Source organism: Burkholderia seminalis, from assembly GCF_001718535.1.
GTDB classification, from domain to species: domain Bacteria; phylum Pseudomonadota; class Gammaproteobacteria; order Burkholderiales; family Burkholderiaceae; genus Burkholderia; species Burkholderia seminalis.
The window spans coordinates 785,327-808,339 of the sequence record NZ_CP013399.1; the positions used below are offsets into that span (position 1 = coordinate 785,327).

Annotated in this window: 18 protein-coding genes and 1 pseudogene; 15 read left to right on the top strand and 4 right to left on the bottom strand. The window is 65.6% G+C overall.

The window, feature by feature from the left end; translation table 11 throughout:
- Positions 1-7 precede the first annotated feature (7 nt).
- A complete protein-coding gene (locus tag WJ12_RS19305) occupies positions 8-1,093 on the bottom strand; it encodes a LacI family DNA-binding transcriptional regulator (protein ID WP_034191961.1) in 1,086 nt (361 codons plus the stop codon).
- Positions 1,094-1,334: 241 nt separating this feature from the next.
- On the opposite strand from WJ12_RS19305, the gene rbsK reads away from it, so the two are divergent.
- From rbsK to WJ12_RS19355, 10 genes are all read left to right on the top strand, one after another.
- Positions 1,335-2,261 carry a ribokinase gene (rbsK, locus tag WJ12_RS19310; protein ID WP_059562310.1) on the top strand — a complete coding sequence of 309 codons (927 nt, stop codon included), beginning with the start codon at positions 1,335-1,337 and terminating at the stop codon, positions 2,259-2,261.
- A gap of 60 nt (positions 2,262-2,321) precedes the next feature.
- A complete protein-coding gene (locus tag WJ12_RS19315) occupies positions 2,322-3,641 on the top strand; it encodes an MFS transporter (protein WP_049036753.1) in 1,320 nt (439 codons plus the stop codon).
- A 44-nt stretch (positions 3,642-3,685) separates the two neighbouring features.
- Positions 3,686-4,630, top strand: a complete 945-nt coding sequence (locus WJ12_RS19320; RefSeq protein WP_059562315.1) for a dihydrodipicolinate synthase family protein — start codon at positions 3,686-3,688, stop codon at positions 4,628-4,630.
- Between the two features lie 375 nt (positions 4,631-5,005).
- A complete protein-coding gene (locus WJ12_RS19325) occupies positions 5,006-5,419 on the top strand; it encodes a DoxX family protein (RefSeq protein ID WP_034191958.1) in 414 nt (137 codons plus the stop codon).
- 209 nt (positions 5,420-5,628) lie between these two features.
- Complete coding sequence (locus tag WJ12_RS19330; protein WP_069245782.1) at positions 5,629-6,594, top strand: dTDP-4-dehydrorhamnose reductase family protein; 966 nt, start codon at positions 5,629-5,631, stop codon at positions 6,592-6,594.
- 267 nt (positions 6,595-6,861) lie between these two features.
- Positions 6,862-7,434, top strand: a complete 573-nt coding sequence (locus WJ12_RS19335; RefSeq protein ID WP_034191956.1) for a plasmid fertility inhibition factor family protein — start codon at positions 6,862-6,864, stop codon at positions 7,432-7,434.
- Positions 7,435-7,732: 298 nt separating this feature from the next.
- Entirely contained in the window at positions 7,733-9,082 is a 1,350-nt protein-coding gene (locus tag WJ12_RS19340; RefSeq protein WP_049036746.1) for a reverse transcriptase family protein, read from the top strand.
- A gap of 313 nt (positions 9,083-9,395) precedes the next feature.
- Positions 9,396-9,725, top strand: a complete 330-nt coding sequence (locus tag WJ12_RS19345) for an H-NS histone family protein (RefSeq protein WP_034191954.1) — start codon at positions 9,396-9,398, stop codon at positions 9,723-9,725.
- Between the two features lie 272 nt (positions 9,726-9,997).
- Positions 9,998-11,245 carry an MFS transporter gene (locus tag WJ12_RS19350; protein WP_049036745.1) on the top strand — a complete coding sequence of 416 codons (1,248 nt, stop codon included), beginning with the start codon at positions 9,998-10,000 and terminating at the stop codon, positions 11,243-11,245.
- Complete coding sequence (locus WJ12_RS19355) at positions 11,242-11,847, top strand: SLOG cluster 4 domain-containing protein (RefSeq protein ID WP_069245783.1); 606 nt, start codon at positions 11,242-11,244, stop codon at positions 11,845-11,847. The genes WJ12_RS19350 and WJ12_RS19355 overlap by 4 nt, the downstream gene beginning before the upstream one ends.
- A gap of 95 nt (positions 11,848-11,942) precedes the next feature.
- Here the strand turns inward: WJ12_RS19355 and WJ12_RS35010 are convergent.
- Both WJ12_RS35010 and WJ12_RS19360 read right to left on the bottom strand, forming a co-directional pair.
- A pseudogene (locus WJ12_RS35010) lies at positions 11,943-12,188 on the bottom strand (polyamine ABC transporter substrate-binding protein); the annotation flags it as partial.
- Between the two features lie 202 nt (positions 12,189-12,390).
- Positions 12,391-14,526, bottom strand: coding sequence for a TonB-dependent receptor (locus WJ12_RS19360; protein WP_167361886.1), 2,136 nt, complete (start codon positions 14,524-14,526; stop codon positions 12,391-12,393).
- 479 nt (positions 14,527-15,005) lie between these two features.
- On the opposite strand from WJ12_RS19360, the gene WJ12_RS19365 reads away from it, so the two are divergent.
- The 4 genes from WJ12_RS19365 (at position 15,006) to WJ12_RS35015 (ending at position 21,413) form a co-directional block, all read left to right on the top strand.
- Positions 15,006-16,154, top strand: a complete 1,149-nt coding sequence (locus WJ12_RS19365) for an efflux RND transporter periplasmic adaptor subunit (RefSeq protein WP_069245785.1) — start codon at positions 15,006-15,008, stop codon at positions 16,152-16,154.
- 13 nt (positions 16,155-16,167) lie between these two features.
- Positions 16,168-19,260, top strand: a complete 3,093-nt coding sequence (locus tag WJ12_RS19370; protein WP_034191948.1) for an efflux RND transporter permease subunit — start codon at positions 16,168-16,170, stop codon at positions 19,258-19,260.
- On the top strand, positions 19,247-20,716 hold the full coding sequence (locus tag WJ12_RS19375) for an efflux transporter outer membrane subunit (RefSeq protein ID WP_226103821.1): 1,470 nt from the start codon (positions 19,247-19,249) through the stop codon (positions 20,714-20,716). Before WJ12_RS19370 ends, WJ12_RS19375 begins: the two co-directional genes overlap by 14 nt.
- Before the next feature lie 124 nt (positions 20,717-20,840).
- Entirely contained in the window at positions 20,841-21,413 is a 573-nt protein-coding gene (locus tag WJ12_RS35015; protein WP_080288027.1) for a Fur family transcriptional regulator, read from the top strand.
- Between the two features lie 103 nt (positions 21,414-21,516).
- Here the strand turns inward: WJ12_RS35015 and WJ12_RS19385 are convergent, their stop codons facing one another.
- The gene (locus WJ12_RS19385; RefSeq protein WP_034191946.1) at positions 21,517-22,356 is read right to left on the bottom strand and encodes an AraC family transcriptional regulator; all 840 of its coding nucleotides are present in this window, start codon (positions 22,354-22,356) and stop codon (positions 21,517-21,519) included.
- 226 nt (positions 22,357-22,582) lie between these two features.
- Between WJ12_RS19385 and WJ12_RS19390 the strand changes: the two genes are divergently transcribed.
- Complete coding sequence (locus WJ12_RS19390; RefSeq protein WP_049036741.1) at positions 22,583-22,993, top strand: hypothetical protein; 411 nt, start codon at positions 22,583-22,585, stop codon at positions 22,991-22,993.
- The last annotated feature ends 20 nt before the right edge of the window (positions 22,994-23,013 follow it).

Here is a 23,013-nt window from a genome sequence, read left to right on the forward strand (position 1 = left end):
CACGTCTTCACTTCCGGCGCGCCGCGCGCACGGGCGCCGGCGGCGCGACCGATTCCCGCGTGCGCAACTCAGGCAGCACGGCCCGGCCGGGCCCCGTGGCGCCGTTCTCGAGCGCGTCGAGCAATGCATGCGCGGCCTGGCGCCCGATTGCGTCGGTATCGACCCACATCGTCGTCAGCGGCGGCTGGATCTCGCGCGCGAGCGCGATGTCGTCGAACCCGGTGATCGACAGTTGCGCGGGCACGTCGATGCCGAGCGCCTGCGCCTCGAGCAGTGCACCGAGCGCGAGTGCGTCGTTGCCGCAGATCACGGCGGTCGGCCGCGTCGCCGCGTCGCTGCCGGCGATTGCGCGCAAGCTCGCGCGCCCGAACGCGATCGTGGCCGCGCCTTCATGCTGATGCACGGGGCGCACGGCGAGCCCGTGCGCGGCCAGCGTGTCGTGAATGCCGCGCAGGCGCGCCTGTACGCGGTCGTTGTCCGCCGACGGCTGCATGATGATCGCGAAATCGCGGTGACCGAGGTCGAGCAGGTGGGTGGTGAGCCGCGCGAACGCCGCGCGGTTGTCGAAGCCGATGCAGCAGTGCGGACTGTCGTCGCGATACGCGTAGGTGACCACGTAGGGCACGCGATGCATCGCGAGGAGTTCGAACAGTTCCGGCGGATACGCTTCGCCGACCAGCGATACGGCTTCCACGCCGCGCGACAGCATCGCGCGCACCTGCGCCAGCGCCTGCGCGGGATCGTAGTTCGAGCAGCCGAGGAACAGCGTGATGCCGTGTTCGGCCATGACCGCCTGCATGCCCGCGACCTGCGACGCGAACACCTGGTCGTCGAGCGTCGGAATGATCGCGCCGGTGATGTGGGTACGCGTGGACGCGAGCGCGCGGCCGGCCGCATTCGGAATCCAGTTCAGCGTGCGCGCCGCGTCGCGCACGCGCTGCTGCACGTCGGCCGACACCTTGCCGGGATCGTTGTACACGCGCGAGACGGTCGCGGTCGACACGCCGGCCAGCTTCGCGACGTCGCCGAGCACCGAGCGGCCGCTGCCGCGGCGCGTGCGCGACGCGCCGCCGCGGGACGGGGGCGTGCTCATCGGCCGTCTCCCGGCGGGCGGGGCCTGCCTGCGGCATGCGTTGCCAGTCGCGTCATTGTTTACCCTCGATTCATGGTGGTCCCGCTTGCATCCTCATCCGATCCTGTGAGAATGTAAGCGCTATCTTATTGCTGCTTCGTATTATGTCAGACATGGATTTCACCCGCATCGCGAAATTTTCAGAGACGACGGCCTGTTCGGCCATTATGTCGATCTCAAATGTAAGCGGTTACATTCGAGCATGAACGACATCGCCTCGTCGCGTATCGCTGTCGTCGGCAGCGTCAACATCGACCTCGTCACACGCACGTCGCGCCTGCCGGTGCCGGGCGAAACGTTGCTCGGCACGGCATTCCAGACCGTTCACGGCGGCAAGGGGGCGAACCAGGCGGTCGCGGCCGCGCGCCTGGGCGCATCGGTCGTGATGATCGGCTGCGTCGGCGACGACGCGTTCGGCGCGCGCCTGCATGGCGCGCTCGCGGCGGAGCGCATCGACGTGACGCACCTGCATCGGATCGGCGGGGCGGCGACCGGTGTGGCAACGATCACCGTCGACGACGGCGGTGCGAACAGCATCGTCGTCGTGCCCGGTGCGAATGCGTGTCTCGATGCCGGCCGGATCGACGCGGCGCGCGACGCGATCGCGGAGGCGGCACTCCTCGTGTGTCAGCTCGAAGTGCCGGTTGCCGCCGTCGCGTGCGCGATTGCCTGTGCCACTGAGCACCACACACCGGTGCTGCTCAATCCGGCGCCCGCGCAGCCGCTGTCCGACGCGTTGCTGGCACGGGTCGACTATCTCGTCGTCAACGAAACCGAGGCCGAGTCGCTGACCGGCATCGCCGTCGGCGACGACGCGTCGGCCGTGCGCGCGGCCGATGCGTTGTGCGCGAAGGGCGTCGGCAACGTGCTGGTCACGCTCGGCGCGCGCGGCGTCTGCTGGCGCGGCAGCGCGGGGAACGGCCGGCATCGGGCGATGACGGTGGTGGCCGTCGATACGACCGCGGCCGGCGACACGTTCGTCGGCGGGTTCGCGGCCGCCCGCGCCGGCGGCGCATCGATGGACGATGCGATCGGCTTCGGCCAGCGCGCGGCGGCCATCAGCGTCACGCGCCACGGCGCGCAAACCTCGATCCCGACGCGTGACGAAGTCATGCGCGGGGATACCTGAATTCCGCATACGACGGAACGGCCATCACCGGCCGACACCAGTGACATGGAGACAACCGACATGAACGAAAACCAACCTGTTCCGCCCGCACCGCCACGCATCCGGCGCGGACAACGCATCGCGCTCGCGCTGTTGATGGCGAGCGGGATCGTCAACTACCTCGATCGCGGCACGCTGGCCGTCGCGAGTTCGGCGATCCGCGGCGATCTCGGCCTGTCGCTCGCGCAGATGGGGCTGTTGCTGTCCGCGTTCTCGTGGAGCTATGCGCTGTGCCAGTTTCCGGTGGGCGGCCTCGTCGACCGGATCGGCCCGCGCCGGCTGCTCGGCATCGGGCTGATCGTCTGGTCGTTCGCGCAGGCGGCGGGCGGCATCGTGTCGACCTTCGGCTGGTTCATCGTCGCGCGCATCGTGCTCGGTATCGGCGAGGCGCCGCAGTTTCCGTCGGCCGCACGCGTGGTGAGCAACTGGTTTCCGCTGCGTGCGCGCGGCACGCCGACCGGCATTTTCAACGCCGCGTCGCCGCTCGGCACCGCGCTGGCGCCGTTGCTGCTGTCGATTCTCGTGGCATCGTTCAACTGGCGCTGGGCGTTCATCGTGACCGGTGCGCTCGGTCTCGTCGTCGCGGTCGTCTGGTTCGCGCTGTATCGCGATCCGGTGCGTGCGCAACTGTCCGCCGCCGAGCGCAGCTATCTCGATGCCGACGCGCAAAGCGTGGCCGCGGCGCCGAAACTGACCTTCGCCGATTGGCGCAGCCTGTTCTCGCACGGCACGACCTGGGGGATGCTGATCGGCTTCTTCGGATCCGTGTACCTGAACTGGGTCTACCTGACCTGGCTGCCGGGCTACCTGACGATGGAGCGGCACATGAGCCTGATCCGCACCGGCTTCGCCGCGTCGGTGCCGTTTCTGTGCGGGTTCGTCGGTTCGCTGGTCGCCGGCTGGCTGTCGGACCTGGTCACGCGCCGCAGCCGTTCGCCGGTCGTGAGCCGACGCAACGCGGTGGTGGTCGCGATGCTCGGGATGGTCGCGTTCACGATCCCGGCCGCGCTCGTGCAGAGCAATACGGTTGCGCTCGCATGCATATCGGTCGTGATCTTTCTCGCGAACGCCGCGTCGGCCAGCTCGTGGGCGCTCGCGACGGCGGCCGCGCCGCCGAGCCGCATCGCGTCGCTCGGCGCGATCCAGAATTTCGGCGGTTTCATCGGCGGCGCGCTTGCGCCGATCCTGACGGGCATCATTGCGCAGAAGTGGTCGTTCGTGCCGGCGCTGTTGACGGCCGCGGCGATTGCGTTCGCCGGTGCGATGGCGTACCTGCTGCTGGTGCGCAAGCCGATTCCCGAGCAGGCCGCGAACGCCGCGCCCGGACCGTTGCCGGCATGAGCTCGCGGTCTGCCCCCCGCATTCACTGAAGCAAGGAGAAACAGATGCAACACCCGCAGCAATCGAACGTGACCATCGAGGGGATCGTGCCGGTGATGCTGACGCCGTTCGACGACGCCGGCGCGATCGACTACGCCGGGCTCGAACGGCTCATCGAATGGTATCTGGCACACGGCTCGGATGCGTTGTTCGCGGTCGCGCAATCGAGCGAGATGCAGTTCCTGAGCCTCGCCGAACGCGCGGAACTCGCGCGTTTCGTGGTCGATCGGGTGGCCGGCCGGGTGCCCGTCGTCGCGTCCGGGCACATCAGCGACGATCTCGATGCGCAGGTCGCCGAATTGTGCGCGGCGGCCGAATCGGGCGCGCAGGGCGTCGTGCTCGTGACCAACCGCCTCGATCCGCACCGCAAGGGCAGCGCCGCGTTGCTCGATCATCTGCACCGGCTGCTCGCGCGACTGCCGTCGGATCTTCCGCTCGGCCTGTATGAATGTCCGGCGCCTTACCGGCGGCTTCTTTCGGATGACGAACTGCGCGCGTGCATCGACACGGGCCGGTTCGTGATGCTCAAGGACGTGAGCTGCGATCTCGAGACGGTGAAGCGGCGTGTCGGGATCGCCGCGGGATCGCCGTTGAAGATCCTGAACGCCAACGCCGCGATTGCGTGGGACGCGATGAAGGCCGGGTCCGCCGGCTTCAATGGCGTGTTCACCAATTTCCACCCGGACCTCTACCGGTGGTTGCGCACGCAAGGCGACACGAATCCGGCGCTGGCCGACGAACTGTCGACGTTCCTGGTCGTGTCGGCGGTGTCGGAGGCGCTCGGCTACCCGGCACTCGCGAAGCTCTACCATCAGCGGATCGGCACGTTCGGGTCGATCAAGTGCCGTGCGATCGACTACGACGTGCGCGAGCGATTCTGGGCGCTCGACGCGGTGCTCGACAAGATCGTCGCGGGAACCGAGCATTTCCGCCGGCGGATCGCGGCGTAGGCGCCCGGGGTGGCGGGTCGGGCGATGCATTCGGGCCGCATGTGCGGCCCGGCGTCACCGCTTGCCGTGCCGTTTTGCACGCACCTTGATGCTTAACAAGCCCTTGTTTGACTCAATTGTCCACTAAATCGAGACAGCGAATCATATTTTGACGGATTGATGATTTGCGGCGAGACAGTAGACTGCACCCGTGCTTCGCCAGAACCGGTTCGCAGCGCGCCGCGAACGGCGCGACCGGACGGATTCTTCGGCAACCGGCCACGGTATCGGCCGGCGATCCGGTCGGGCGAGGCGTGGTCCGTTGCCGGCCACGCGCGCCGCTTCGGCGTGCGTCGGCGGCGGCCGCATCAAACCGTCAATTCAAGGGTGATTGTTATGCGTTACGTTTCGCTGGAATCGAGGAAGGACGAGCTGCTGCTGGCGGCTCGCGTGTTGATGATGATCCTGTTCGTGCTGTTCGGCTGGCAGAAGCTGACCGGCTTCTCGGGCACGGTCGCGTACATGGCGTCGACGGGGAACCCGGCGCCCGAACTGGCGGCCGCGATCGCGGTGGCGGTCGAACTGGCCGGCGGCGTGCTGATCGCGATCGGCTTCTACACGCGTCCGCTCGCGCTGGTGTTCGCCGCCTATACGCTCGCGACCGCGCTGATCGGCCATCGCTACTGGGCGCTGCAGGGGATGGAGCAGTACATGGCGATGATCAACTTCTACAAGAACGTGAGCATCATCGGCGGGTTGCTGTTGCTCGCGCTGACCGGGCCGGGGCGGTACTCGGTGGACCGGAAGTAACGCAGGGCGAAGTTTTGCCCGGTCTCATGGGCCCGGTGCACCGAGGTGCGCCGGGCCTTGTTTGTTGCGGACTTTTGCGGCCCCCGTTCGCGGCCGCAGGCATTGCACGGAACCGCGGGCCGGCAGCGCAGGCATCCGAATTTTCGAGAATGGCATCCGGGTACTCGTTGTAACCTCATGCTTCCAAACCTCGAAGCCATCCGTTCCCGATGCCAAGCACGACGTCACCGACCGAACTCCCCACCATCCTCCTCATCGGCGCCTCCGGCCTGCTCGGCCGAGCCGTCGCCGCCTCCCTCGCCCGCGAACCGTCGCTGAACCTGATCGCGACCCGCCGTAACCCGCACACCGCTGGCGCAAGACTGCTCGCGCTGCCGCCGGAAAACCTCGCGCTGCTCGACGTCCTCGACCAGCCGGCCCTCGAGCAGGCGTTCGCGACCCACCGGCCGGCCGCCGTCATCCTCTGCGCGGCCGAACGCCGGCCCGATATCTGCGAACGCGACCCGGCCGCCGCCCGCGCGATCAACGTCGACGCGCCGGCCCGCGTCGGCGCGCTGGCTGCCCGATACGGCGCGTGGACGCTCGGCATTTCCACGGACTACGTGTTCGACGGCAAGGCCGCCCCGTATCGTGAAGACGCGGCGCCAAACCCGCTGAACATCTACGGCCGCACCAAGCTCGAAGGCGAGGCGGCGCTGCTCGCCGCGTCGTCGCTGTCCTGCGTGCTGCGCCTGCCATTGCTCTATGGTCCGATCGCCGACTGGAGCGAATCGGCGGTCACGAGCCTCGTCCCGGCGACCGCGGCATCGGCGCGCACGGGCGCACACGCGGTCGGCATGGACGCGTGGGCGATCCGCTACCCGACCTACACGCCGGACGTGGCGGACGTGATCCGCGACCTCACGCTGCGTCACCTGTCGGGCCGGACCGTCACGGGCATCCGTCACTGGTCCGGCGACGAGCCGATGACGAAATACGAGATCGCGCAACGGATCGCCGCCGCGCTCGGCGTCGCCGCGTCGCTCACGCCGATCGAGCAGCCGACCGACGCGACGCCGCGCCCATACGATTGCCATCTGGACGCGTCGAGCCTGCGCGCGCTCGGCATCGACCACGCGACGCCGTTCGACGTGGCCTTGCGCACGGTCCTGCGCGGCGCGCCGCCGATTCCGTAAGGCCGTCGACGATGTGCTGCGGCGGGCCGTGCCACCGGCGCGGAAAGCCCGGGACGAAGCGGGTTTTCGTTCGACGGGGCGCGTGATCCGCACCCACCGGCAGAGGGCGGCATGCGCTGTCGTGCCGTCATCGAAAGGCGATACACTGCGCGGGTTCCCGACCCAGCCGGGAGCGTCGGGGCACCGGGCAAACCGGCAGCGATGGCGCGAATCGCGCCACATTCCCTGACTCATTCGAACAAATCGAGAGAGAGAAAGAGAGGGCCCATGCTGACACGTCTTCGTAACGGACTCGACCGCGCGCGCGACTTGCGCGGATCCGGACCCGCTTCAACCCTTGCGCACCGGCCGACGGCGTGCGAACTGGTCGACCTGAGCGCGAAGCGCGCGATCTGGCGCGTTCCCGTGCCCGGTCAGGCCGACTGCTATCTGGCGGCCGAGCCGGCCGGGGTGGAGCGTTTCGTCGTCCATCTCGACGCCGACGCGTTCTATCGCCGCTGGCTCGAAACGAGCCCCGCGTTCCCGAAACAGGATTCGCAGGACTGCGTACCGCGCCGGGCCATGCCGCTCGACGGCAAGTTCGCAATGGCCGCCGCCGGGTTCAGGGGCGGCCGAGAGGCGCCGGTGGCGCTGCCGCCGGTCGGCTACTGGCCCGCGGGAAGCGGGTACGAAGTCGCGATGAGCGACGGCATGACGCGGACCTTCTGGCTGCTCGCCAATCACGTGCGGTCGTTTCCGGTGAGCGTGGCCGACGCGACCTGGGCGACGATGCTGAACGGCATGGCCGGTATCGGCGTGGCGCCGATCGCATACAGCGCGCTGTTCGCGCGGGGCGTGTAAGCGCGGCAACGGGGTGAGGCGCGCGGGCCGGCGACGTGCTCGGCCCGCCGCCTATCGCGCGTCGTCCCCCTGATTTGACACCCGGCGCGTGCGCCCATTACAGTCGCGACGCGGGCCGGTGGGTCAAGCACACACCCGGAACAGGCAGTCGATGTTCCAGGACCACGGGGCTACCCCGTGGATCGGATCGACACACCGATGCGTCGCAAGGGGCCCGGTTGCGCGCGGCGCAACGCCTCCCCTCGCAGCACCAGCCACGTTGACTCATCGTCCCGCCCATTCTCGCCCATTCCCGGCCATGCATTCATCCCTGCGCGACACGACCCGCACGATTGCCGAGGCGATGCTCGCCGGTTCGCCCGAACGCGACGGCGTCGTCGCGCGGATGGCGGCCGTGCTCGGCGGCGCGCCGGTCTGGGCAGATGAAGTCGCGGATGCATCGCTCGCGCGCTTCGGCGCGCATTGGGCCGACACCGCCATCGATGCACTTGCGGCCGTCGTGGCCGAGGCGCCCGGATTCGTGCGCGCGTGGTATGGCGACCCTCGGCCGGCCGTGATCCGCGTCGTGCGGCGGCCGCCGGTCCAGCGGCCGTTGCCGGCGCCGCTCGCCGGCTGCGAAGTGCCGCCATGGGCGACGCCCGGCGATCTCGCCGACTGGCTCGGCGTGAGCGTGCCGGCGCTCGACTGGCTGTCCGATCACTGGCGCGTCGACGCGCGCAGCGGCGCCACGCCGCTGCATCACTACACGTACGTCGCGGTCGACAAGCGCAGCGGCGGGTGCCGGTTGGTCGAGATCCCGAAGGGAAGGCTGCGCGAGGCACAGCGCCGCATCCTGCACGGGTTGCTCGATCGCATTGCGCCGCACGGCGCGGTGCACGGTTTTCGCAAGGGGCACGGGATCGTGTCGTTCGCGGCGCCGCATGCCGGCCGCGATGTCGTCGTCCGCTTCGATCTCGCGGATTTCTTCGTCTCGGTACGCGCCGCACGCGTCCATGCGCTGTTCGCCACGCTCGGGTATCCGGTCGAAGTCGCGCGCACGCTCACCGGGTTGTGCACGAATCGCGTGCCCTCCGCGCGGCTGCTCGCGCCGGACCTGCGCGACCGGTTCGACTGGATCGGCCGCCAGCGCTATCGCGAACGGCATCTCCCGCAGGGCGCGCCGACGTCGCCGGCGCTCGCGAACCTGAGCGCGTTCCGGTTCGACATGCGGCTCGCCGCGCTCGCGCGTTCGCTCGACGCGACCTACACGCGCTATGCGGACGATCTCGCGTTCTCGGGCGGCGGCGCGCTTGCGCGCGACATCGAGCGGCTGCAAATCAGGGTTGCCGCGATCGCGCTCGAGGAGGGCTTCGCGCTGCAACTGCGCAAGACGCGCGTGATGCGGCGCGGGGCGCGACAGCAACTGGCCGGCGTGGTCGTCAATCGTCATCCGAATCTGGCGCGCGACGAGTTCGATCGGCTGAAGGCCATCCTGACCAACTGCATCCGGCACGGCCCGGCCTCGCAGAATCGGGACGCGCATCCGGATTTCCGCGCGCATCTCGCCGGGCGCGTCGCGCATGCCGCCGCGCTGAATGCGGCACGCGGCGCGAAGCTGCGCGCGCTGTTCGACCGGATCGCCTGGGATGCGCACGACGCCGGGCGGTAAGCCGCTCGCTGCGCATCGATTCCGTTACGCGACTTCTGCAATACGATGTCGCGCACTGCTATCATTCGCGCCATGCCGCACCCGTGCCAGGGGCGGCGCCTGACTTGCCGCAGCCGTTCGCCGTGCCTGTTCGTGCGCGACGCCGGCCCGGTCCTGCCTGTCAATGACGCGCGACGTCGTTTAGTGCGCATCGCGCAAAGCATGCCGGCTCGGGCGGACGATTCACATATTTGACAGCACCGATCGGCGGAACTTCGTGATAGGTTCGACCATCGGAGTTTTTTGCAAAAACATGCCCAAAGAGGATGAATACATGACCCAGGCCCTGCAGGAACTCGAAGCACAACTTCGGGACCTGAACATCAAGCTGTCGGATGCGAAGCAGAAGGAGAAGCAGGCCGCGCTCGCGGCATTCAAGGAGCAAGTCGAGCTGTTGGGCATTTCGCAGCAGGAAGTGTTGAGCGCGCTCGGCTACATCGTCCAGCGAAAACGCAAGGCGCCTGCCAAGTACTACGATCCGACGACCGGCCGCTCGTGGTCGGGGCGCGGCCCGCGGCCGAAATGGCTCGAAGGCAAGGATCTCGAATCGCTCGCCGTCGACCGCGAGGCCAAGGCCTGGTGGCCCGGCGACGACCAGGGCTGAAGCCGGTCGAGCCGCGCGGCGGCGCGGCGCCGTCCGGCTCGGGCCGGCAGGCCCGCCGGTAACACCCGTCCGTCAACCTTTTTCATCCGGTGTCCGGCCTGGCCGCGACATCGCCGGCCTCGCCGCCGACACCGGATCGACGTTTCCTCCGTTTTCCCGCCTTGCCTGCCATGTCCCGCTTGCCGTTGCGGCAGCGGCGCCGATGCGCGCCCGCGCCCGTCGTCGGCGCACACAGGCCTTAGAATGTCGCCGGACATTCGTGGCAGGACACCATGGCAGCAAACATGAAATCTTCGACGCTCGACGGCCCGTCGGCCCCGCGCGTGGAGCAGGTCGGGTCGTACGCGTGGAAAGCGCTGGCCGGGTCGGCGATCGGCTATGCGATGGACGGCTTCGACCTGCTGATCCTCGGCTTCATGCTGCCGGCGATCACGGCGGCGCTGCAACTGACGCCCGGGCAGGGCGGCGCGCTCGTCACGTGGACGCTGATCGGCGCGGTCGCGGGCGGCATCCTGTTCGGCGCGCTGAGCGACCGCTACGGGCGCGTGCGCGTGCTGACCTGGACGATCCTGCTGTTCGCGATCTTCACCGGCCTGTGCGCGTTCGCGCGCGGCTTCTGGGATCTGCTGGCCTACCGCACCATCGCGGGCATCGGGCTGGGCGGCGAGTTCGGGATCGGCATGGCGCTCGCGGCGGAAGCGTGGCCGGCGAGCAAGCGCGCCCGCGTGTCGTGCTACGTCGCGCTCGGCTGGCAGGCCGGCGTGCTGCTGGCCGCGCTGCTGACGCCGCTCCTGCTGCTCCACATCGGCTGGCGCGGCATGTTCCTGGTCGGCGTGCTGCCCGCGCTGCTCGCGTGGGCGATGCGCAACAAGCTGCACGAGCCGGCAGCGTTCGTGCAGCGCGCGACGCAGCCGACGTCCAATGCGTTCCGCATGCTCGTCGCCGACGGCCGCACCGCGCGCACGAGTCTCGGCATCGTGATCCTCTGTTCGGTCCAGAACTTCGGCTACTACGGGATCATGATCTGGCTGCCGACCTTCCTGTCGAAGCAGATGGGCTTCTCGCTGACGAAGTCGGGGCTGTGGACGGCGGCGACGGTCGTCGGGATGATGATCGGCGTGTGGGTGTTCGGGCAGCTGGCCGACCGCATCGGGCGCAAGCCGACGTTCCTGCTGTACCAGCTCGGTTCGGTCGTCACGGTCATCGCGTATGCGCGGCTGACGGACCCGACGGCGATGCTGTGGGCCGGCGCGCTGATGGGCCTGTTCGTCAACGGGATGGTCGGCGGCTACGGGACGCTGATGTCGGAAGGTTATCCGACGGCCGCGCGCGCCACCGCGCAGAACGTGCTGTGGAATATCGGCCGCGCGGTCGGCGGCTTCGGCCCGGTCGCGGTCGGCGCGCTCGCCGCGCACTACTCGTTCCAGACGGCCATCGCGCTGCTCGCCGGGCTCTACGTGCTCGACATGGTCGCGACGTTGTTCCTGATTCCCGAGCTCAAGGGCGTCGAACTCGAATGAGCATGGCGCTCGCGCGCACCGCGACGATTTCACCGGAAACCACGATGCAACAGAAGAACAGGACGATCGGCGTGATGGGCTCGGGCAAGGAGCCGTGGCTGGCGTTTTCGGAGCCGCTCGGCGCATGGCTCGCACAGGCCGGCTTCAATCTGCTGACGGGCGGCGGGCAGGGCGTGATGCTGGCCGTCGCGCGCGCGTTCGCCGGCGTGCCGGGGCGGGCCGGCCGGTCGATCGGCATCCTGCCGACGCAGGCCGATCCGGTCGCGGGTTTCGTGCCGCTCGACGGCTATCCGCATCCATTCGTCGACATCCCGATCCTCACGCCGCTGCCGCGCCGCGAACCCGATGCCGATCCGCACACGATCAACCGCAACCACGTGAACGTGTTGAGCAGCGACCTGATCGTCGCGTTGCCGGGTGGGCCCGGCACGGCGCAGGAAATCTCGCTGGCGCAACACTGGCGCAAGCCGCTCGTCTGCTTCGGGCCGGACGGCGCGTTTCAGGCGCTCGCGGTCGATGCCGTATGCACGTCGTCGCTCGACGACGTGATCCGGTTCGTGGAGGCGGCGTTTGCGGCGGAGCGCGCGCGGGCGACGAGATAGCTCGCGCGAGCGGCTTCGACGGCGGCGGGTTGCGCTTTCGATGCGGGCGTGCCTGCGGCGCATGCGGCCGCAGGCACGGTTCGGTGCCGTCCACGTCCCGTTTTCAACCGCGCCCACAGCCGGTTCCGCAGCCGGCGAATCTCGTGCGGCATCGGCTTGAGCCGCGTCATCCTGCCCGGCACCTCGTCGGCCGGATACACCAACGGATCGCGCGCGACGGCCGGCTTCACGTACTGGCGGGCAGCCTTGTTCGCGGTCGCGTAGAACGCCGCGTTGGGGATGCCCGCGTTGACCTTCGGATCCTGCCGTAAGTTGATCCATTTCAGCGCCGCGTCGAGGTGGATCAGTTCTGCTTGGGCATCAACAACGAGAGATCTGATTGAACGGGTCCGGTCGCGAGAAGGGATCAACAAATCGGCGAGATATGCCATGAACCATTCCGAATCTTTCCAATCCGAGGTGAGCGTTTCAAGATCAGGTCAGTAACGTACTCAGATGATGAGCTGCGGCGGCTAGATGACGAGATGCCCATCCTGGCGGCAATCAAAAGTTTTTTGTCAGGCCTGCCCCCAAGGTGCGGCCGCGACCGACCGAAACCAGTTGCATGCCGTTGAACAGGTTGCCGAAGGTTTCATAGCGTTTGTCGAAAAGATTGCGGCCGAACAGATAGACTTCGAGATCCTTGTTCTTCCATCCAATCCGGGCATTCACCAGGCTATAGGCGTCAAGGTAATAAGATTTGTCGATATCTGCGGTGCGCTTGCCTGTATATTGGTATTGAAGGTCGGCGGAGAGCGTGCCCGGCAAATGAATTGCCTTGGCTGAGGTTTCGTATTGCAGCCCGGCCGTCGCCGTCCAATTCGGTGTGTTCGGAACGGGATTGCCGGTGACCGTATTGACCGCGGCGCCGTTGGCGCCGAGTTCGCTATGGATGTAGCCGACGCCCCCGGAGAAGCTCAAGCCTTCAGCGACGAGCGCGCGCGCCTGCAACTCGAAACCACTGGTCTTGTAGTCCTGGTATGTCGTCCGAAAGGCGCCAAGCGAAGGATCGAGATAGGACATGACACCGTTCTTGATGTCGTTGTGATAGACGCTGGCATCGATCTGAAGACGATGGTCAAGAAGATCGGCCTTGACGCCCGCTTCGTAAGTCCACCCCAAAGCGGCCGGATAGGGGTTGCCCACGATGCCGTCGACCGGATAGCTAAAGAGCGGGTACACCCTTGACGCGTGACCACGAGCCACCGACACGTAGCTTTGAATGTCGTTCGTCCACTTGAAGGACAGGGCTACCCGACCTGTCGGATAGGTTTGCGACGTGGAGTTGGAGCCGGTCAGCGAAGCGAGGCCCAGGGAGTTGTCCTGCTTCATCTCGATATTGTCATGGCTTACCCGACCGCCGATCGAGAACTCCCAGCGGTTCGCAAAGGGGATCGAAACGTCCCCGAACAGTCCTAGATTGGTCGTGTCGAGATTGCTTTTCATCGCGACTGAGCCGGAATACGGAGGCGGCGCGCACTGCGTACTGCTGCACCAGCGTATGCCGTTGGTTCGCATGGCACTGGCACCGACGACCCAGCGAACCGGGGCACCCTCGATTGAATTCAGCCGAATCTCCTGGCTGAAGATGTTCTCCTGATCCGTCGAGTGGCCCACGTTACTGGATGCGGGAAACCCGATCGCGTCATAGACAAGTTTGTCCACGAGATCGAGTTCGCTTTCCAGCTTGTTGTGCTGGTAGGAACTGATGGACGTGAGCTGGAAATTCTTGAAAAAATGCTCGACCGTCACGGTGGCGCCCGCTTGCGTTGTCTTCAAGTCCGGCTCGGTCAGGATGCCACTGGTCGGAAACTGACTGGCGCTACGCAGGATATAGAGCGGGGAGTTGGCCTGATCATGCAGATAGTTGCCCGTCACTGTGATGAGCGTGTCGTCCAGCCCCGTGAAGCGTAGTCCTCCACGGAATGCACCGATGTCGCGCTTGCCCAGCTTGTCGGTGTATAGGCTGCGTATATCGCCATTCTCATGGCCGTAACGGATCGCCATCCGTCCGTCAAGTTGTCCGGGCACGATATTGCCGCCAAGAACTGCCTCGCCCATGCGATAGCCGTGTTCGCCGACCTCGGTTGTCACGTGAACATCCCGAGTTCCGTCAGGCTGCTTCGTGACAACGTTGATGGCGCCACCCAGCGCATTGGTTCCCCATAGCGTGCCTTGGGGACCGCGCAGCACTTCGATATGGTCGACGTCGAGCAACATGTTCGACGCGCTCATCATGCTGTTCGGCACACCATCGACATTGAATGCGATCGTGCCATCGGCGTAGTTGGCAGGCGTCCCAAGTGAACTGACACCGCGAATCGAGAACCACTGGGAGCCTGTGGCGCGGCTGACCCATTGCACATTGGGCGAATGGCCGGCGATAGCCACACCTGGATCGAAGGGCGATTCCTTCAAGGTCTTCGCTTGCAGAACCGTGATGCTTTCAGGCACATCCTGAAGGCGTTCGGTCGTTTTCCGGGCGGTGACCGTGACGGGCTCAAGGACGGTGCTCTCTGCGCTCGATGCCGACGTGCCGCTATCCGGCGACTCAGTGGTTGATTGCGCTTGCTTTCCCTCGGTAGCGAACACGTCCGGAGCAGCGACGGCGACGGCTGCGGCAATCGTTGCGTTGAGCAATGTATGTCGGACGGTACGCAAGCCACACGCCGGGAGCCTTTCGCGCATCGCGTCGATCGAGCCTGAACTTCTGCCAAGGGATTGATGAAAGGGAGAGCGACGTACCGCGCATTGCCCTTCAATATGAGGCGTGCTAGACATTAAACGAGACTCATTTGCATTATCGGGACCGTCAATTTACCGATTCGCCGACACACCTCCGTAGCGAGATTTGGCCAATTCCTTGTTCAATCAGGCCAAGTGGATGTCTTTCCATCGAGATGGCCGTATTGCGAAATAAATTGACTAGATTTCGCAATGTAGAAGTGTGGCTGCACGGGTAGGCTGCGCCTCATCGTGGCCTGCCATGCCTGTTCTCTGGCCGGCCGAGTACTTCGTCCTTCCCGAGGAATACCCGTGCACTCACATATCATCGGTAGATCGGCCATGCGCGGCCGTTCAAGCGCCATCTCGAGCCCCTTTGCTCAAGCGGGGCGCGCATGAGCACCGCCGCTCTCTCCCGTACCAAACCCATTGTCATAAGCGTTGTTGGGCTGGCCGTGGTCTTCGGCCTGCTGTATGCCTGGCGCGCTGTTCGAAGCGGCGGCGCGGAACAACAGGCCATGCCGCCGATGCCTGTCTCGACGATCCGCGCAGCGCCACGCAGTGTGGCCGACGAGTGGCAGGCCGTTGGCAGCCTGCAAGCCGTGCATGAAGTGCTGCTGGCTCCCGATACCTCGGGGCGGGTGACCGCCGTCAATTTCAACGCAGGCCAGTCCGTGAAGGAAGGGGCGGTGCTGATTCAGCTCTACGATGCCCCCGAACAAGCGGATCGTGCCGCCGCCGTGGCCAAAGCCGATTTCGCCCAGTTGCAACTCAGGCGTTCGCAAGCGTTGGCACCTACCGGCGCGGAACCGCGCGAATTGCTCGAACAACATAAGGCGGACGCTGCCCAGACTGCCGCGGCAGTCCGGCAACTGGACGCACTCATTCAGCAAAAGGCGATTCGCGCGCCGTTCTCCGGTCAGTTAGGTATCCGACGGATCAACCTGGGTCAGTATCTCAATGCCGGTGACGCGATCGCCACGCTGACCCAGCTCGACCCGCTCTATGTCAACTTCACGTTGCCGCAGCAGGACATGCCCAGGCTGACGTCGGGCGCACCGGTTCAGGTCACGGTGGATGCTGTGCCGGGGAGGGTGTTCACCGCCAGGATCAGCGCCATCGAACCGCGTATCGATGGAGAAACCCGCAATGTGGCCGTTCAGGCGCTGTTGCCCAATGCCGACCGGGTGCTGAAACCCGGGATGTACGTGACGGCGCGGCTGGTATTGCCTGCCACGACCGACAATATCGTATTGCCGCTGACGGCGATCCAGACTTCGGCCTCTGGTGACAGCGTGGTGGTCGTGAAAGGGGCCGACGCGCAGGGAGTCGGCAAGGCGGTTGCCGTGCCGGTCGTCACCGGCCGCCGGCTCGGGGAGGAGGTTCTCGTATCCCAAGGCGTCAAGCCTGGCGACATCGTGGTGATGGCTGGCCAGAACCGTCTTCCGCCCGGTGCGACCGTAAAAATCAACGGCACGCCCCCTTCGGCAACGGCGACACCTGACGCCCCGGCCGTTGTGTCCTCCAGCGCCAGCGCGCGGTAAAGGAAACCACGCCATGCGCTTTACAGACATCTTCATCCGTCGACCCATCCTGGCACTGGTCGTCAGCCTGCTCATTCTGCTGATGGGTGCCACGTCGATTTTCCTGTTGCCGGTGCGGCAATACCCCTATCTCGAAAACGCCACCATCACGGTCAGTACCACGCTGCCCGGGGCAACCCAGGACGTGATGCAGGGTTTCGTGACCACGCCGATCGCGCAGTCCATCGCCACGGCCAGCGGTATTGAATACCTGAGTTCGACCACCACGCAAGGCAAGAGCGAGATCAAGGCGCGATTGGTGCTCAACGCCAACGCCGATCGCGCGATGACCGAAATCCTTGCCAAGGTGCAGCAGGTCAAGTACCAGTTGCCGGCGGGCATTACCGATCCGGTCATCAGCAAGTCCACCGAGGGCGGTACAGCGGTGCAGTACATCGCCTTCTACAGCAAGACGCTGTCGATCCCGCAAGTGACGGATTTCGCATCGCGGGTTGCGCAGCCTCTGCTCACCAGCATTCCGGGGGTGGCCTCGGCGGACGTCTATGGCGGCCAGACGTTGGCCATGCGCATCTGGATCGACCCGGTGAGGTTGGCCGCGCGCGGGCTGTCGGCCGGCGAGATATCGGCCGCGCTGCGCGCCAACAACGTGCAGGCCGCGCCGGGCCAGCTCAAGAGCGCGCTGACCGTCACCAACATCAGCGCCGCCACCGATTTGCGCAGCGTCGAGGACTTCCGCCAGATGGTCGTGAAGTCGAGCCCCGGCGGTGGCGTCGTGCGGTTGTCGGATGTCGCCACCGTGGAAATAGGCGGCCAAAACTACAATAGCCTCTCGTTCGCTACCGGCATACCCGCGATCTTCGTCGCCATCCAGCCCACGCCGGCCGGGAACCCGCTGGAGATCGTCAAGCAGGCCAACGAACTGCTGACCAGGATTCGTGCAATGGCGCCCCCGGGACTGACGGTAGCGCCGAACTACAACGTAGCGCGCTTCGTCAATGCTTCGATCGAGGAAGTGAAACACACGCTGGTGGAAGCCATCGTGATCGTGATCGCGGTGATCTTCCTGTTCCTCGGCACGTTCCGCGCGGTGATCATTCCGGTCGTCACCATTCCGTTGTCGCTGGTCGGCACCGCTGCGTTGATGCTGGTCTGCGGTTTTTCGATCAACCTGTTGACCCTGCTGGCGATGGTGCTGGCGATCGGTCTGGTGGTGGACGATGCCATCGTCGTGGTGGAGAACATCCATCGACACATTGAGGAGGGGCTGACGCCGGTGCGCGCGGCCCTGCTCGGCGCACGCGAAATCGTCGGGCCGGTGATCGCCATGACTATCACGTTGGCGGCGGTCTATGCGCCAATCGGCATGATGGGTGGACTGACCGGCGCGCTGTTCAAGGAGTTCGCCTTCACATTGGCCGGCTCGGTCATCGTCTCCGGCGTGGTCGCGCTGACGCTCTCGCCGGTGATGAGCTCGATGCTGCTCAGTTCCAGGCAGGGAGAGGGGCGGCTGGCGAAGCGGGTCGAGCACTACATGGAAGGGCTGACGGCGTTCTACGGGCGCCTGCTGGCCCGCACGCTCGCCGCTCGCGGTGCGGTGCTGCTGGTCGGTGTGGCCGTGCTGGCCGCCATCGCGGTGCTGTTCACCGGCACCCGCCGCGAACTGGCGCCGACCGAGGACCAGGGCGCCGTCATCGTCGTCACCAAGGCCCCGCAATATGCCGGCGTCGGCTACACCGCCCGCTATGCTCAGCAGATCGAAAAGCTGTTCGAGCAGATTCCCGAGTTCGACAGCAGCTTCATGAACATCGGCGACTCCGCCGGTGGCCAGAACATGATGCTCGGTGGCGCGATCCTCAAGGACTGGTCGAAGCGCAAGCGGTCGGCCACCGAGATCCAGGGGCAGATTCAAGCCGCCGGCGGCGCCATCGACGGCGAGACGTTGACCGCCGTGCAGTTGCCCCCGCTACCGGGTTCCAGCGGCGGCCTGCCGGTGCAGATGGTGCTGCGCTCGCCCGACGACTTCAAGACGCTGTACGAGACCGGCGAGAAGATCAAGGCAGCGGCCTATGCCAGCGGTCTGTTCCTCTACGTGCAGAACGACCTGTCCTACGACAGCCCGCAGGCACACATCACGATCGACAATGCGAAGGCCAGCGAAATGGGGGTGACCATGCAGTCTGTCGCGGATACCCTTGCCGTGCTGGTCGGCGAAAACTACGTCAATCGCTTCAACTTCCACGACCGCTCCTACGACGTGATCCCGCAAGTGCGCGGCGCCGAGCGTATGACACCGGAAGACCTCGGGCGCTTCTATGTCAAAACGACCTCCGGCGCACTGGTGCCATTGTCGACCGTGACGCATGTCGAGATGCGCCCGCAAGCGAACCAGCTCACCCAGTTCGGCCAGATGAATTCGACCACGCTCGAAATGCTGCCGGCGCCGGGCGTGAGCATGGGCGAGGCTGTGAAGTTCCTGCAATCGCAGCCGCTGCCGCCCGGCACCAGTGTGGACTGGCTCAGCGACAGCCGCCAGTTCGTGCAGGAAGGCAACCGCCTGCTGGTCTCCTTCTGCTTCGCATTGGTGGTGATCTTCCTGGTGCTGGCCGCGCAATTCGAGAGCCTGCGCGATCCGCTGGTGATCCTGGTGACGGTGCCGCTGGCGGTCTGCGGCGCGCTGGTGCCGCTGTGGCTGGGCTTTGCCACGCTCAATATCTACACGCAGATCGGATTGGTCACCTTGATCGGCCTGATCTCGAAGCACGGCATCCTGATGGTCACTTTCGCCAACCATATCCAGCACCACGAAAACCTGAGCCGCATCGAGGCGATCGAGAAGGCGGCGGCGGTGCGGATGCGTCCCGTGTTGATGACCACCGCGGCAATGGTCGCCGGCCTTGTGCCGCTGTTGTTTGCAGACGGCGCAGGCTCGGCCAGCCGGTTCTCCATCGGCATCGTGGTGGTGATGGGCATGATGGTCGGCACCTTCTTCACGCTGTTCGTACTCCCCACCATCTACAGTTTCATCGCCAAGGATCACCGGGGAACAGCGGAAAGTTCTCGCGCCCGTGAACTCGCTACTGCGGAGGCTCCCGATGTCGCTCTTTAAACCGGTTCCCGCGATGCCTGTTGTGTCGCGTCCGGCGACGCTTCCCTCTCCACGCGCAGCCTTCATGGCGATGGCCGTTGCCTTTATCACCGCAGGTTGCGCCAGCGGCCCCGATTACCACGCGCCGGCCTTACCGGAAACCGCAGCAGGCCCGTTCGTCAGTCACCCGTCCAATACGGATGTTGCCGAAGCACTGCCCGCGAACTGGTGGAAGCTGTATGACGACCCCGCGCTCGACAAGCTGGTGCAGGAGGCCTTGTCGGCCAATCCCAACCTGCGCGTGGCGATGGCCAACCTCGATCGCGCGCGGGCCATCTACACGGAAGCGCGCAGCGGGCAATTCCCTTCGACCCGTATGTCAGGAGGCGTGGGATACGGGCGCGATCAGACCACGTGGTCCGGCACCGGCCAGGCCCCCGCGCAATGGAGCTACAGCGCCGGCCTCGACGTCTCCTATGAACTCGATCTGTTCGGTCGGGTCAGGCGCGACATCGAGGCTGCTCGCGACGACACCGATGCAATCGCCGCCGCCTACGATGCCGCCAGGGTAGTTGTTGTTGCGGAGACGACGCGGGCCTATGTGGACGCCTGCAGCTACGGTGAGTCCATCGGCGTGGCGCGCTCGTCCGTCGAACTGGCACAGCGCAGCCTGGATCTCATCGACAGCCAGGCGCGCGCGGGCTCGGCGTCGCATCTGGATGTCGAACGGGCTGGCGTCACGCTGGCTCAGGCCCAGGCCGCATTGCCGCCCTTGCAAGGCCAGCGCGAAGCCGCACTGTTCGAGCTGGCCGCGTTGACGGGGCGCACGCCCTCGCAAGTGCCGGAACCGGCGCGTGCCTGCACCAAGGCTCCCGAGATTTCCGGTGCGTTGCCGGTCGGCGATGGCACGGCGCTGCTGCGCCGTCGTCCCGACGTGCGGCAGGCCGAGCGCCAACTGGCGGCGGATACCGCCCGCATCGGCGTGGCCGTGGCGGATCTCTATCCACGTGTCACGCTGGGCACCTCGGGTAACTACCTGCGCAACGACTACCTGAAAGGCAATCGCACCTTGTCCTTCTCTTTCGGGCCGCTCATCTCGTGGACGTTCCCCAACATGATGGTGGCTCGCAGTCGCATTGCGCAGGCGAAGGCACAAAGCGCGGCGTCGCTGGCCAGCTTCGACGGTGCCGTGCTGAATGCACTGAAAGAGTCGGAGCAATCGTTGAGCGCCTATGGCGCGGCGATGCAGCAGCGCGATGCGCTGGCAGAGGCGCGTGACCGTGCCGAGAATGCCTTCCGGCTGGCCGACCAGCGTTACCGCGCCGGCTCCATCAGCTACCTCGACGTGATCGTGGCACAGACCGGTCTGATCGACGCGAAAGCCCAGGTGGCCGCTGCTGACCAGCGAGTCGGTTCTGCGCGAGTCAGCGTATTCAAGGCGCTTGGCGGTGGCTGGGAACAGGCCAGTACGCAGTAATGCTCGAGGGCATCGGCGCGTGGGCGATCTCACCGTCGCGCCGATGTCTGATGCCAACCATTAGCCACGCGGCTCCGCGTTGTCGCGAACGACCGGAGGTCCGGCATAGCGAAGGAAGACGGATATGGACCCGCACGACGACCCGCCTCGGATCATTGACCTGATTACATCATTCGGCAGCAAGAGCCCGCCGTCTGGCAAACACACGATGAAGCACACCACAGCAGCCTGTCCGGCGACCACACCGCCGATGTCGTCTCAGGAACAACGATTGGCGGCCAGCCGACTGCGACCGACGATCGCTCGTACCCGTGTCCTGTCCGTACTGGAACAGGCGGCGCCGCGCTGTCTCGATGCCAGTCAAATGTATCGCATCCTCTGCACGCAACTCGACAGCCTCAAACCGGCCTCGATCTACCGTGCGCTGAATGATTTATGGACCTCCGGCTTGCTGGTCCGTACGGAGGGCGCACAAGGCCGCGCACTCTACGCGCTCAAGCCGGACAGGAAGAACCTTCAGAACGACACCGTGCGCTGCCACTGTGGCGCGCGGTTGGTTTTTATCGAGGACCGGGCTTTGCACGAGCATCTTCGATCGCTGGCGACCAAGGAAGGCTTCGATCTCGACAAGGAGCCAGCTTTTACCATCACCGTGACGTGTGCGGAATGTCGGTCGTTCCGCAGGAGAAGAGAGTAGGCGACTTTAAACCGAGGTCGCCCGATCTGACGGCGGCTCGCCGCTTTTTGCTGCCAAGCGTCCATGCTCGGTGGACGACGGCACGCTCCCGTCAAGGTGAGACTTAATCGGGAAGCATGATGCCGCGTACGGCGGCAGACTGCGCGGTTGTCGTTCGATCGGAAAGGTATCGTGCTGGCGGCTTGCCTACCGCCTTGCGGAACATGGTGATGAATCCGCTGGCATTTTCGTAGCCCAGTTCCAGCGCCACCGTTTGCACGCTTTCGCCGATGGTCAGGCGTTGAAGCGCAAGGATCACATGCAATTGCCGGCGCCAGCGTCCGAAGCTCATGCCGATTTCGTGCAGCAGAAGCCGGCTCATGCTTCGTTCGCTCATGCCAATGCGGGTAGCCCAATCGCCCTTTGAGGTTTTGTCGGTAGGATCGGCCAACAGCATTTCCGCGAGTCGGCGCAATCGCGGATCACGCGGCATCGGCAAATGCAGGTCTTCTACCGGCGCCGCCGCCAACTCATCTAGCAACGCGGCAATCAGTCGGTCTTCCCGGCCGCCCGACGGGTATGACGCGGGGAAGCCGGCCACCTTCAGAAGCAACTCGCGCAACAATGGCGAGACGGAGATCGTGCAGCAGGTTTTCGGAAGATCCGGTGCGGCATCAGGCTCCACGAACAGGCAATGACATTCGGTTTCACCGGATCCCCGTGCCGAGTGGGGCAAGTCTCCCGGTATCCATACCGCGCATTGCGGCGGCACGATCCAGACACCGTTTTCGATTTCGCAGTTGAGGATGCCACGGACGGAGTAAAGCAGTTGCGCCCTGCGGTGCCGATGCCTCGCATGTTCCCAGCCCTTGGCTACCGACATGGCACTCAGGGCGACAACGGGACGGGGCAGGTTGTCCACGTCCTTGGCCACGGTCGGATCGGTGATGGCAATGCTTGACATGATGCGTATCGGGCTTCGGATCCAAGATGAGGCGCTGGCCTAATTGAAAAACATTATGGCCAACTTGTGCAATGACGTCCAGCCATTCCGTCGGTATCGTGTGATTGACCATGCTGGTCGTTCTGCTCGCCAGGGCTATTGCGCTTCCGGTCCGGAGGGGTATCCCATTTTCTTGACGAGGTAGGGCCGCCAGCTATTTCCCGTGAAGCGCCGAAGGAGTATTGGCATGTTGATTGACGCCTCGAAGTTCCCCTTGGTCTGGATGCGGCTGAACGCGCCAGGCACCGACCCCGCAGCCTCGCCTTTTGCCGAGTTCGAGGGATTGCTCGCACGGAAGGAAGTTTTCGTTTTACTCAACGACGAGGGGCTTGATCAAGGCGAACACGAACATTCGCCGGAAGAAAGGAAGCAAACCTCGCTTTGGATGAAACGCCACAAGAGCGAATTGCGAACCTTCGTCAAGGCAGGGATCTACATCGAACCGAATACCGCCAAGCGACTGGCGGCCAAGGCGTTCGCTCTGGTCTACGAAAAATTTTGGGGCTATCCCATGCTCACGGTTGCGACGAAAGACGAGGCGCTGGCCCTGGCGCGGAGGTTGTTGCTGGGCGAGCAAACGGATGCATGGTCGCACTAGGCCCGACTAACTGAGGGCGG